This window comes from Bradyrhizobium sp. JYMT SZCCT0180 (assembly GCF_018130165.1).
Classification (GTDB): domain Bacteria; phylum Pseudomonadota; class Alphaproteobacteria; order Rhizobiales; family Xanthobacteraceae; genus Bradyrhizobium.
This window is the reverse complement of sequence record NZ_JAFCLZ010000005.1, coordinates 181702-194629: the sequence shown is the minus strand read 5'-3', so window position 1 is coordinate 194629 and position 12928 is coordinate 181702. Positions and strand designations below refer to the sequence as shown.

At 63.3% G+C, this 12928-nt stretch carries 10 protein-coding genes; 9 read left to right on the top strand and 1 reads right to left on the bottom strand.

All coding sequences use genetic code 11. The features are described from left to right. Positions 1 to 208: 208 nt before the first annotated feature. The 3 genes from JQ641_RS09485 to JQ641_RS09475 all read left to right on the top strand — a co-directional run bounded on the left by JQ641_RS09485 (position 209) and on the right by JQ641_RS09475 (position 3120). Entirely contained in the window at positions 209 to 1207 is a 999-nt protein-coding gene (locus JQ641_RS09485) for a TRAP transporter substrate-binding protein (protein WP_211995704.1), read from the top strand. An 81-nt stretch (positions 1208 to 1288) separates the two neighbouring features. Then, on the top strand, positions 1289 to 1804 hold the full coding sequence (locus JQ641_RS09480) for a TRAP transporter small permease (protein WP_211995703.1): 516 nt from the start codon (positions 1289 to 1291) through the stop codon (positions 1802 to 1804). Next, positions 1801 to 3120, top strand: a complete 1320-nt coding sequence (locus JQ641_RS09475) for a TRAP transporter large permease (RefSeq protein ID WP_211995702.1) — start codon at positions 1801 to 1803, stop codon at positions 3118 to 3120. The genes JQ641_RS09480 and JQ641_RS09475 overlap by 4 nt, the downstream gene beginning before the upstream one ends. Before the next feature lie 49 nt (positions 3121 to 3169). On the opposite strand, the gene JQ641_RS09470 is transcribed toward JQ641_RS09475, so the two are convergent. After that, complete coding sequence (locus JQ641_RS09470; RefSeq protein ID WP_211995701.1) at positions 3170 to 4432, bottom strand: serine hydrolase domain-containing protein; 1263 nt, start codon at positions 4430 to 4432, stop codon at positions 3170 to 3172. A gap of 135 nt (positions 4433 to 4567) precedes the next feature. Between JQ641_RS09470 and JQ641_RS09465 the strand changes: the two genes are divergently transcribed. The 6 genes from JQ641_RS09465 to JQ641_RS09440 all read left to right on the top strand — a co-directional run bounded on the left by JQ641_RS09465 (position 4568) and on the right by JQ641_RS09440 (position 12928). Next, on the top strand, positions 4568 to 5506 hold the full coding sequence (locus JQ641_RS09465; protein ID WP_211995700.1) for a dioxygenase family protein: 939 nt from the start codon (positions 4568 to 4570) through the stop codon (positions 5504 to 5506). A gap of 331 nt (positions 5507 to 5837) precedes the next feature. Beyond that, a complete protein-coding gene (locus JQ641_RS09460) occupies positions 5838 to 7151 on the top strand; it encodes a CmpA/NrtA family ABC transporter substrate-binding protein (protein WP_211995699.1) in 1314 nt (437 codons plus the stop codon). 60 nt (positions 7152 to 7211) lie between these two features. After that, positions 7212 to 8132: a nitrate ABC transporter permease gene (ntrB, locus tag JQ641_RS09455; RefSeq protein WP_211995698.1), complete on the top strand. Its 921-nt coding sequence runs from the start codon at positions 7212 to 7214 to the stop codon at positions 8130 to 8132. 12 nt (positions 8133 to 8144) lie between these two features. Beyond that, positions 8145 to 8939, top strand: coding sequence for an ABC transporter ATP-binding protein (locus tag JQ641_RS09450; RefSeq protein ID WP_192734817.1), 795 nt, complete (start codon positions 8145 to 8147; stop codon positions 8937 to 8939). Between the two features lie 55 nt (positions 8940 to 8994). Beyond that, positions 8995 to 10212 (top strand): NAD(P)/FAD-dependent oxidoreductase, encoded by a 1218-nt coding sequence (locus tag JQ641_RS09445; RefSeq protein ID WP_211995697.1) that lies wholly within the window; start codon positions 8995 to 8997, stop codon positions 10210 to 10212. A 13-nt stretch (positions 10213 to 10225) separates the two neighbouring features. Further along, entirely contained in the window at positions 10226 to 12928 is a 2703-nt protein-coding gene (locus tag JQ641_RS09440; protein ID WP_211995696.1) for a nitrate reductase, read from the top strand.

Sequence of the window (12928 nt, the reverse complement as noted above, 5' to 3'; positions counted from 1 at the left end):
TAGTCCGATTTAGCGTTCGTGACCGGCGGAGCGGCGGCTTGCGTGGTGCGCCGCATCATTGCGTATGCTGCAGCACTGTGCTGTTCGATCCGCGCATTGGAATTAGCTTCCATCGCAGCGCTCTTTTGAATACGCTCGGAAAATTGCATGCCGCAACGTCGGCAAGCCCACGACCCGGTACAAGGGCGGGGCACAGGGAGGGGACAACATGAAGCGCAGAACAGTATTGGCTGGACTCGGTGCGACAGCGGCCGCGGGCGTTCTTGGAATGCCGTCCATTTTGAAGGCGCAGGCGCCTGTCACGCTGAACGGCGCCGTGCAGTTCAACGACGACCACGCATTTACCAAGGCGCTGGTTCGGTTCGAGGAGCTGGTGAAGAAGTATTACGGCAAGCCCGTCAATTTCACGCTGCACAAGAACTCGTCGCTCGGTCTCGAGAAGCAGTATTTCGAGTACATGTCGCAGGGCAAAGCGGTCGATTACGGCATCGTCTCGCCGGCTCACATGTCGACCTTCGCCAAGGCGGCGCCGTTCATCGATGCACCCTTTGTGTTCAAGGGCATCGATCACATGAACAAGGTCGTTGAAGCGAATATCCTGGCGCCGATCGCCGACGAAGTCGCCGCGAAGGCCGAGGTGGTGCTGGTCGGCTATTCCGGCGGCGGCATCCGCAACATCTTCGCCAACAAGCCGTGCAAGAATCTGGCTGACCTCAAGGGCCTCAAGGTGCGCGTGCAGGGTGCGCCGATCTGGTCGAAGACGTTCGCAGCCGTCGGCATGAGTCCGACTGTCATCGCCTATAACGAAGTCTACAACGCCATCCAGAATGGCGTGATCGCCGCGGGCGAGAACGAAGCCGCCGGCGTCGAGGCGATGAAGTTCTACGAAGTGGCGCCGCACCTCAATCTGACCGAGCACGCGGTCTCGATCCGGCCGATCTGCTTCTCGGTGAAGACGCTCAAGACCCTGCCCAAGGATCTGCAGGACGCCATCATGAAAGCGGGCAAGGAGGCCGGTGATTTCGGCCGCAAGCTCGAGTCGAGTGAGGAAGTCATCAAGCTCGACGCGCTGGAGAAGGCGGGCAAGCTCAAGCGCGTGCCGTTCCAGGAGCGCGACGCCATGAAGAAGCTCGCCGATCCCGTGATGGCTACCTACGCCAAGGAAATCGGCGCCGAGGGCATCTTCGAAAAAATCAACATGGCCTAGGGCTGCGCGTCGCAGACCGGAGTTTCGGGGCAAGCTTCACCGCTTGCCCCGTTTGATGAGTATTACCGCGCGGGGGCGCCAATGACCGAACTGCCGATCGATTTCAATCCGTCACTGTGGCGGCGACTGACGCGCGCCTATGGCAAATTGCTGGAAATCCTGCTGGCGGCCTGTGTCGGTATCCTGGTCATTCCGGTCACGCTGCAGATCATCTCGCGCTATACGCCGTTCATCCCGTCCTACATCTGGACCGAGGAGATGGCGCGGTTCCTGTTCATATGGACGATCATGATCGGGGCCATGGTCGGCGTCAGGGAGGCGCAGCATTTCGAGGTCGATGTGTGGCCGGATTTGTCGCGGCGCTCCGAGGCTTTGGTACGGATCCTGGCACGCCTCGGCATCCTGGCGCTGGCGCTGGTGTTCGTGTGGGCGGGTATCGAGTTCACGCGCTTTGCCTGGAACAGGACGTCGGAGCTCGCAGATCTTCCGCTCTGGCTGATTCACGTCGCATGGCCGGTGGCAGGCTTCACCTGGATCGCGTTCGCGGGCGAGCAGATCGTCGACGAAACGCGGATCCTGATGGGGACTGAGCGATGAGTGGCAGCGTTCTCTCCTCCGGCGAGGCCGCGCTGGTCTTGTTTGGCACCTTTATCGGGCTATTGATCATCCGCGTGCCGGTCGCCTTTGCGCTCGGGCTTGCCTGCCTGCCGATCCTGCTGATCGAGCCGCGGCTGTCCGCGATGATGCTCGCGCAGGAAACCTTCAACGCCTACAACTCGTTCATCTTGCTGGCGGTGCCATTCTTCCTGCTGACCGCGAACCTGATGAGCATTGGCGGCATTACCGACCGCCTGGTGGCGCTGTCGCGTTCGATGGTCGGGCACTGGCCGGGGTCGTTGGCGCAGATCAACGTCGTGCTGTCGGTGTTCTTTGCCGGAATCTCCGGCTCCTCGACCGCGGATGCGGCGAGCCAGTCCAAGATCTTCATCGACGCCCAGACCAAGGAGGGCTACGACCTCTCGTTCTCCATCGCCATTACCGCGGTGTCGGCGGTGCTCGCGGTCATCATCCCGCCGTCGATCCTGATGATCGTGTGGGGTGGGCTGATCTCGACATCGATCGCGGCGATGTATCTCGCCGGCATCGTTCCGGGACTGCTGATTGCCGGCGCGCAGATGGTCACGGTGCACGTCTATGCGGTACGCCGCGGTTATCCGACCTATCCGAAATCGAGCTGGGTGGAGATGCGTTGCTCGCTCTGGCGCTCGATTCCAGCGCTGATAACGCCGTTCATCATCGTTGGCGGCATTCTGCTCGGCTGGTTCACCGCGACCGAGTCCGCTTGTGTCGCGGTGCTGTATTCGGTGGCGCTGTCGACCTTCTTTTACAGGGAGACCGGCGCGAAGGAGCTGTACAAGGCTCTGCTCGACACCGGGCGGCTGGCCGGGGTCGCGCTGTTCTGCATCGGCACGGCGAGCGCATTCGGCTGGCTGCTCGCCTATTACAAGATCCCGGAGGGGCTGCTCGCCAACGTCTCGACCTGGGGCATGGGACCGATCGCGGCAGGCTTCTTCATCGCCTTCTGCTTCCTGGTGGTCGGCTGTTTCCTCGACGCCATCCCGGCGATCGTGATCGTCGGCACCGTGCTGGAGCCGCTGGCGCGGTCGGTCGATCTGCACCCGGTGCAGTTTGCGATCATCTCGATTGTCTCGTTGGCGTTCGGGCTGGTGACGCCGCCTTATGGGCTATGTCTGATGATCGCGTGCTCGATCGCGGGGGTGCGGCTGCGCTATGCGCTCAAGGACACCGTGATCATGCTGATACCGATGCTGCTGGTGCTGGCGGCGCTGATCATCTGGCCCAGCGTGTCGCTGTTTCTGCCGCGCCTGATCGTGCCGCAGATGCTGAAATAGCCGGGCTACCCGTCCCGCGGCAATTATGCCGCGGGATGGGGTTCCGGTTTCAGAGATTGCTGTCGGTGATCGCCGAGTACACGAGGGTGCGCAGTTCGCGTCGCAGCGGATAAGCGCTCGACGGCAGCACCTGCGTCATGAAGATCGTGATCAGTTCTTCCGCGGGATCGATGAAGAACGACGTCGTCGCCGCACCGCCCCAGTTGTATTCGCCGGGGCTGCCGGGAATAAGCGTTTGCTCCGGATGCATGGTGACGGCAAAGCCGAGACCGAACCCGATTCCGTTATAGGCGGCTTCGCTGAACAGCGAACGCGACATCGCCGGCAGGTCCGCTCCGCCAGGCAGATGGTTCGACGTCATCAGCTTCAGCGTCTTCGGACCGAGCAGCCTGACGCCGCCAAGCTCGCCGCCATTGAGGAGCGCCCGGCAGAAGGTGAGATAGTCGGCAGCGGTCGAGCACAGGCCGCCGCCGCCGGAGACGAGCGAGGGCGGGGTAAGGAACGAACTCGTAGCCGGGTCATCCTGCAGCTTCAATGTGGCCTCGCCGGCCGTCATGCCGATCTGTACGCCGGCCGAATAGCACGCCGCGAACCGATGCGCCTTGTCTGCCGGCACGAAGAAGTCGGTGTCGTTCATGCCGAGCGGATTGAAGATGCGTTCCTTCAGAAATTGCTCGAACGGCATGCCGCTGATCTTGCCGATCAGATAGCCGACGACGTCGGTGGAGACCGAATAGTTCCAGCCTTCGCCCGGCGAAAATTCCAGCGGGATTTTGGCGAGGTCCTCGATCATGCTTTGTAGCGTGCCGGACTTGATAACCTCGCCGATCTTGTTCTCGCGATAGGCGGCGTCGACATTGGAGCGCTGCTGGAAGCCATAAGTAAGACCCGAGGTGTGCCGCAACAGGTCCACGATCAGCATCGACCTCGTTGGCGGCCGGGTCAGGAATGCCGGGAAGATGCCGGCCTGGAACACGCCGAGGTTCTTCCATTCCGGAATGTATTTATGGACGGGCTCGTCGAGCGCGACGCGGCCCTCCTCGAGCAGCATCATGAAGGCCACGCTCGTGATCGGCTTGGTCATCGAATAGATGCGGAAGATGGTGTCGTCCTTGACCGGGACCTTGCGCTCGATGTCGGCAAAGCCCTGCACGGTCGAGTGCACGACCTTGCCGCGGCGGTAGATCAGGACCTGTGTTCCCGGGAAGCGGCCGGCGTCGATGTAGCGCCGCTTGAGATGGTTCTCGAGACGGTCGAGCGCCGGCTTCGACATTCCGGCAGACTCGGGCGAGGCGGGGGTAGGGGCTAGCATCAGGGCTGATCTCCGGCTGGCGAGGGAGCCTTGATAGCCGAAAAGTGTGCCCCGTTCCAACCGCCTGCGCTTACCCCGTGCGGTATGGTGGTGTAGGCTTGATCGAGCCACCATGCACCCCGCAGGACAGCCAAAATGCCCCAATTCAACGAGACCGAACTGACCGCCGCCGTGATCCGCAGCTTCGAAGACACGCCGGATCCGCGGGCGAAATTCCTGCTGCAGGAGCTGGTGAAATCGTTGCACGATTATGTCAGCCGGACCGATCTCACCTTCGAGGAATGGGAATATGCGATCGATTTCCTGACCCGGACCGGCCAGAAGTGCACGCCGATCCGCCAGGAATTCATCCTGCTCTCCGACGTGCTCGGGGTCTCGATGCTGGTCGACGCCGTCAATCATCGCGAACGCGAAGGCGCCACCGAGACCACCGTGCTCGGGCCGTTCTATGTCGGCGAACACAAGGTGATGCCGCACGGCACCGACGTTTCGGCCAATTTGCCGGGCGAGCGGATGTTCGTGCAGAGCCGTGTCACCGACCTCGCCGGCAAGCCGTTGGCGAATGTTCCCGTCGATATCTGGCACGCTGACGACGAGGGCTATTACGATTCACAGAAGGCGTCTTATGCCGCTGACGGACCCTCGTCGCGGGCGCGCTTCGTCACCGATGCCGACGGCCGGTTCTTCTTCCGCACCATTTTGCCGTGCAGCTATCCGATCCCGACCGATGGTCCGGTCGGCGAGATGATCATTGGGGTGCGCCGTCACGCGATGCGGCCGGCGCATGTACATTTCCTGGTCGCGGCACCGGGCTATCAGCCGCTGATCACGCATGTGTTCATGGAGGGTGACAAGTACCTGGATTCCGACGTGGTGTTCGGCGTCAAGGACGAGCTGGTCGCGAAGATCGAAAAACGCACTGACGCAACGATGCCGGACGGCAAGCCCGCGGCCGCGCCGTGGCACCTGATGACTTACGAATTCAGGATGAAACCGGGCGATGGCGCCGCCCCAAAACCGATGATGGCCAAGACCGCTGACAAGGCCACTGACAACGCCAAGGAAGACGCTTGAGGCACGCTGGTGCGAAGCCTGCCCAATCCTTGTGCGGCGCACAATGATTGGGCGAATCGCAAATTTGAAAAGCGATGACTGGTTCCTGACCACTGCCGATTTTTGCGGCATCGAATCTGCATCGCGCTGATATTTATAAGTTTTTTGTATCGAAGAAGGCTTGGCACGAAGCTTGAATAGCTAGTGCTGACGCCATTGATGCCGTCCCTTGAGACCACTCATCCGAATTGAGACGCCGCACTCCGGGGGCATCCCTGGAACGCGCCCTCGTGCGACCTCGCGCGGTGACCCATTCGGACGGCCCCATTTCCAACGAAGGATAGAGAGACCCATGACGAAGCCCACCATTCCGACCTCAAACGGTTTCAGCCGCCGCCAGCTTCTGAAGGCGACCGGTGGTACGGCGGCGTTGCTCGCCGCGGCCAAGCTGAATTTCCCGGCCGGCGCCTTCGCGCAAGGGGCGGGTCCGGAAGTGAAGGGGGCCAAGCTCGGCTTTATCGCGCTCAGCGATGCCGGCGCGCTGTTCGTGGCCAAGGACAAGGGCCTGTTCGCCAAACACGGCGTGCCCGATGTCGACGTGCAGAAGCAGGCCTCCTGGGGCACCACGCGCGACAACCTCGTGCTGGGATCGGAAGGCAACGGCATCGACGGCGCGCACATCCTCACCCCGATGCCGTATCTGATCTCGGCCGGCAAGGTGACGCAGAACAACCAGCCGACACCGATGTACATCCTGGCGCGGCTCAATCTCGACGCACAGTGCATCTCGGTCTCGAACGAATACGCCGATCTCAAGGTCGGCCTGGACGCCAAACCGTTCAAGGAGGCGCTGGAAAAGAAGAAGGCTGCCGGCAAGCCAATCAAGGCGGCGATGACGTTCCCGGGTGGCACGCACGATTTGTGGATTCGTTACTGGCTCGCCGCCGGCGGCATCGATCCCGACAAGGACATCGAAACCATTACGGTGCCGCCGCCGCAGATGGTCGCCAACATGAAGGTCGGCACCATGGACTGCTTCTGTGTCGGCGAGCCCTGGCCCGGCCAGCTCGTGCATCAGAAGATCGGCTACACCGCACTCAACACCGGCGAGCTCTGGAACAAGCATCCCGAGAAATCCTTCGCGATGCGCTCGGCCTGGGTCGACAAGAATCCGAAGGCTGCGCAGGCCATCACCATGGCGATCCAGGAGGCGCAGCAATGGTGCGACAAGATGGAGAACAAGGAAGAGCTCGCCACCATCATGGGCAAGCGGCAGTGGATCAACTGCCCGGTTGAGGACATCCTCGATCGCGCCAGGGGCAAGTTCGACTACGGCACCGGCAAGGTGGTCGAGAACTCACCGCACATCATGAAGTACTGGCGCGACCACGCCTCCTATCCGTTCCAGAGCCACGATCTGTGGTTCATGACCGAGGACATTCGCTGGGGCAAGTTCGAGCCCGGCTTCGACTCCAAGGCACTGATCGCCAAGGTCAACCGCGAAGACATCTGGCGCGATGCCGCCAAGGCGCTCGGCGTCGCGGCTGCGGATATTCCGGCCTCGAAGTCACGCGGCAAGGAGACCTTCTTCGACGGCAAGGTGTTCGATCCGGAAGATCCGGCCGCGTACCTGAAGTCGCTGTCCATCAAGCGTGCAGATGTCTGATCCAGGGCGGCCGCACGCCTCGGCGTGCGGCCTGCCATTTGAAACGGAGACGCATTTCCTATGAACATGCCTGCGATCAAGACCGAGCCCGCCACCGCGATTGTTGCGCCCAAGACACCTGGAGCTTCGGCTCCGGCTGCCACCCCGGTCGTGACGATGACGCCGAAGCGTCCGCCGCGTTCCGAAAAATACAGCAAGATGGCCAAGGACACCGCGGTGCGCGTCGTGCCGCCGCTGATCGTGATCGCGCTCCTGATGCTGTTCTGGGAGCTGGTCTGCCAACGCGCTGGCTCCACCCTGCCGCCGCCCTCGCGCGTGTTCAAGGACACCAAGGAACTGATCTTCGATCCGTTCTTCGATCGCGGCGGTATCGACAAGGGCCTGTTCTGGCATCTTTCCGCCAGTCTGCAGCGCGTCGCGCTCGGCTATTCGATCGCCGCCATCGTCGGCGTCGCGCTTGGCACGCTGGTCGGCCAGTCGGTCTGGGCGATGCGCGGGCTCGATCCCTTGTTCCAGGTATTGCGCACCATCCCGCCGCTGGCGTGGCTGCCGCTGTCGCTGGCTGCGTTCCGCGACGGCCAGCCCTCGGCGATCTTCGTTATCTTCATCACCTCGGTGTGGCCGATCATCATCAACACCGCGGTCGGCATCCGCAACATCCCGCAGGACTACCGCAACGTCGCCGCCGTGGTGCAGCTCAATCCGCTGGAGTTCTTCGGCAAGATCATGATCCCGGCCGCCGCCCCCTACATCTTCACGGGTCTGCGCATCGGCATCGGTCTGTCCTGGCTCGCGATCGTCGCCGCTGAAATGCTGATCGGCGGCGTCGGCATCGGCTTCTTCATCTGGGACGCCTGGAACTCCTCGCACATCAGCGAAATCATCCTGGCGCTGTTCTATGTCGGCATCATCGGCTTCGTGCTCGATCGCTTGATCGCAGGACTGGGCAAGATCGTGACCCGCGGCACCTCCGCAGGCTGAAGGGAACTTATCATGCAGGCCTATCTGAAGCTCGACCACATCGACAAGACCTTCACCCGCGGCAATGCCACGACCGAGGTGCTGAAGGAAATCAACCTGACGATCGACAAGGGCGAATACGTCTCGATCATCGGCCATTCCGGTTGCGGCAAGTCCACGCTGCTCAACATCGTGGCCGGCCTTACCGACTGCACCAATGGCTGCGTGCTGCTGGAAAACCGCGAAGTCAATTCGCCGGGACCGGATCGCGCAGTGGTGTTCCAGAACCACAGCCTGCTGCCCTGGCTGACCGTCTATGAAAACGTCCGCCTCGGCGTCGACAAGGTGTTCGCTTCGAGCAAGACCCGCAGCGAGCGCGATGCCTGGGTGATGCACAATCTCAACCTCGTGCAGATGGCCCATGCCAAGGACAAGCGCCCGTCGGAAATCTCCGGCGGCATGAAGCAGCGCGTCGGTATCGCGCGGGCGCTGGCGATGGAGCCGAAGGTTCTGCTGCTCGACGAGCCCTTTGGCGCGCTCGACGCGCTGACCCGCGCCCATCTGCAGGATTCGGTGATGGCGCTGCATCAGAAGCTCGGCAACACCATCCTGATGATCACCCACGACGTCGACGAGGCCGTGCTGCTGTCGGACCGCATCGTGATGATGACCAACGGGCCGAGCGCGCGGATCGGCGAAGTGCTGGAAGTGCCGCTGGCGCGTCCGCGCAAGCGGCTCGAGCTCGCAACCAACCCCGGTTACCTCAAGTGCCGGCAGCGCGTGCTCGAATTCCTGTACGAGCGGCATCGCTTCGTCGAAGCGGCGTAGTTCTTGTTATCTCCGCGCCCGCGCGGGCGCTGAAGCGGCCGAGTGAGGATACGTCATGAGCGAACCGCTGGTGATTGTCGGCAACGGAATGGCTGCCGCGCGTCTGGTCGACGAGCTGGCCAAGGTTGCGCTCGGCCGCTACGCCATTGCCGTGATCGGGGACGAACCGCGGCTTGCGTATAATCGCGTGCTGCTGTCGTCGGTTCTCGCCGGCGAGACCGCCTCGCATGATATCGAGCTCCGGCCGGCTTCATGGTGGCGCGACCGCGGCGTTACGCTGAAATATGGTTGCCGGGCCACCGAGGTCGATGTCGGGCGGCGCGAAGTCAAAATCGAAAATGAAGAGAGCATCCCGTTCTCGAAACTGGTCCTGACCACGGGTTCGTCGCCGTTGCGGCTCAACGTATCAGGCGCCGATCTTGCCGGCGTGCATACGTTTCGCGACAGCCGCGACGTCGATCTCCTGCTGACGCTGGCCGCGCAGAAGAAGCGCGTCGTGGTGGTGGGTGGCGGTTTGCTCGGACTGGAAGCGGCTTACGGGCTCGCCAAGGCCGGCGCGCCGGTGACGCTGGTTCATTTGATGGACCGGCTGATGGAGCGCCAGCTCGATGCGCCCGCCGCGGAACTGTTGAAAGCGCTGGTCGAGCGCAAAGGCATCGAGATCCTGCTCAACGCCAATACCGCGCGCATCCACGGCGAAACCCGGGTCGAGGGCGTCGAACTGACGGACGGCCGCCGTATCGACGCCGATGCCGTGGTCTTCGCGGCGGGCATCAGGCCGAACATCGCGTTGGCAAAAGAAGCGGGCATCGCCGTCAACCGGGGCGTCGTCGTCGATGACGTCATGCAAACCGCTTCGCCCGACATCTTTGCGATCGGCGAATGCGCCGAACACCGCGGCATCTGCTACGGTCTGGTCGAGCCGGCCTACGAGCAGGCACGCGTGCTGGCGCGGCATCTGGCAGGCCGCGCGGCCTCTTATAGCGGCAGCATCGTGGCGACCAATCTGAAGGTCTCCGGGGTCAGCGTGTTCTCTGCGGGCGATTTCGTGGGCATTGAGGGCTCCGAGACCATCGTGCTCAGCGATCTCAACTACGGCACCTACAAGAAGCTCGTGGTCGCGGACGGACGGCTGACCGGCGCAGTGCTGATCGGCGACGTCAGCGACGCGCTCTGGTATCTCGAACTGATCCGCACCCGTCAGCCCACCGCGCGCATTCGCGCCGACATGATGTTCGGCCGTTCGCTTGCGATCCGTTCAGAGGCGGCATGAGCCGGTTGCTCGCATGACCGCCGTCGATCCCCATCTGCGCGCCACCAAGACCACCTGCGCCTATTGCGGCGTCGGTTGCGGCATCCTGGCGACGCCGGACGGAAGGGGCGGGGCGGCGATCTCGGGCGATCCCGAGCACCCGGCGAATTTCGGACGGCTGTGCTCGAAGGGCTCGGCGCTCGGCGAGACGCTCGGCCTTGAAAACCGTTTGCTGCATCCGATGATCCGCTGCGACAATGGGACCATGGAGCGCGTGGCCTGGAGCGATGCGCTCGACCATGTCGCGCATCGTTTTCAGCACATCATCGCGCGCGACGGCCCCGGCGCCGTCGCGTTCTATCTTTCAGGCCAGCTGCTGACCGAAGACTATTACGTCGCCAACAAGCTGATGAAGGGCTTCGTCGGCAGCGCCAATGTCGACACCAATTCACGGCTGTGCATGGCGTCATCGGTCGCCGGCCATCGCCGCGCGTTCGGGGCGGATACGGTGCCGGGCTGTTACGAGGATCTCGACGAGGCTGATTTGCTGGTGCTGGTCGGCTCCAATGCGGCCTGGTGTCATCCGGTGCTGTACCAGCGCATGCTGGTCAACAAGCAGAGCCGCGGCGCGCGCATCGTGGTGATCGATCCGCGCCGCACCGATACGGTCGGCGATGACGATCTGTTTCTGGGGTTGAAGCCGGGCACCGACACCGCGCTGTTCAGCGGCTTGCTGGTGCACCTTGCCGACAACGGCGCGCTCGACCGCGATTACATCGAACGCCACACGTCAGGCTTCGACGATGCGATGGCGCGGGCGCGCAGCATGGCCGGCAGCCTCAGTGCGACGGCGCTGGCGACCGGCCTGTCCGAGCCTGATGTCGCGGCATTCTTCCAGATGTTTGCGACTACGCCGCGCGTGGTCACGATGTATTCGCAAGGCGTCAACCAGTCCGCGCAGGGCACCGACAAGGTCAATGCGATCCTCAACTGCCATCTGGCGACGGGACGGATCGGCAAGCCGGGTGCGTCGCCGTTCTCGCTGACCGGGCAGCCCAATGCGATGGGTGGCCGCGAGGTCGGCGGGCTCGCCAACCAGCTGGCGGCCCATATGGGTTTCACGCCTGCGGATATCGACCGCGTGCGCCGGTTCTGGAAGGCGCCGCGGATCGCCACCCATGAAGGGCTGAAAGCAGTCCAGATGTTCGAGGCCATCGCACGCGGCGAGATCAAGGCGCTGTGGGTGATCGGCACCAATCCGGCGGTGTCGCTGCCCAACGCCGATGCCATCAGCGCGGCGCTGAAGAAGCTCGAACTGTTCGTCGTCTCCGAAAACGTTGTTACCAACGACACCGTCGATGCCGGGGCGCAGGTGCTGTTTCCGGCCCAGGCCTGGGGCGAGAAATCCGGCACCGTGACCAATTCGGAACGGCGCATTTCGCGGCAGCGCGCGTTCCTGTCCTCGCCGGGCGAGGCGCGGCCGGATTGGTGGATCATCGGCGAGGTTGCAAAACGGCTCGGCTTTGGCGCGGCGTTCAATTTTGCATCGGCCGCCGACATTTTTCGCGAGCACGCTGCACTCTCGGCGTTCGAGAACGATGGTGGCCGCGATTTCGACATCGGCGGCTTGCAGGCGCTGTCGGACGAAGCGTTTGACGCGATGGCGCCGGTGCAATGGCCGATCCGCCAAAATGCCGAGCCGCAGGCGCGCTTCTTTGCCGAAGGCGGGTTTTTCGCTGGCGAACAGAAAGCCCGTTTTATTGCACCCGAGACTCCCGCGCTGCGCACCGAGACCACGGCCGCGCGCCCGCTGCGGCTGAACACCGGCCGCGTCCGCGACCAATGGCACACAATGACGCGTACCGGGATGAGCCCGCGGCTCGGCCAGCATCTGCCGGAGCCGTTCGTCGAGGTGCACCCGGACGACGCCGCACGGCACGGCGTCGCCGATGGTGATTTTGCGCGGGTCACGACCGATTACGGACAATGCACGCTGCGGGTGGTCGTCAGCGAGCGCCAGCAGCGCGGCATGCTGTTCGCGCCGATCCACTGGAGCGCGGTGACGGCAACCGGCGCACGCGTGGGATCGCTGGTTGCACCGCTCACCGATCCGTTTTCCGGCCAGCCCGAGAACAAGGCGACGCCGGCCTCGATCACCCCATACGAATATGTGTTCCGCGGCTTTGCGCTGTCGCGCACGCCGCTCGAACTGCCCGATCATGCCTGGTGGGCGCGCGTCGCCGTCAATGGCGGCCATGGCTATCTGCTCGCCGACAATGCCGATCTCAGGGGCTGGCAGTCCTGGCTCGGATCGATCGCCGGCGATGATCTCGCCGAATACAAGGACTTTGGCGGCGGCGTCTATCGCGCGGCGTCCTTTGCCGCCGACCGTATCGAGACCTGCCTGTTCATCGGGCCTGCACGGGACGCTGGCGACTGGAATGTGGTCAAGGGGCTGTTTGCCGCCGACGCGCTCAGCAACGACCAGCGCCGCATGCTGTTGTCGGGCAAATCGATCGATGGCCTCGCCAATGCCGGCCCGATCGTCTGCGCCTGTTTTGGCGTCGGCCGCACCACCATCTGCGATGCGATCGCGGCCGGCGCGCGCTCTGCCGCCGACATCGGCGCCAAACTGAAAGCGGGCACCAATTGCGGCTCCTGCATTCCGGAGTTGAAGCGAGTGATCGCGCAAACCGCGCCGGCTGCCGTCCCGCAGCAATTGGCTGTGGCTAACTAG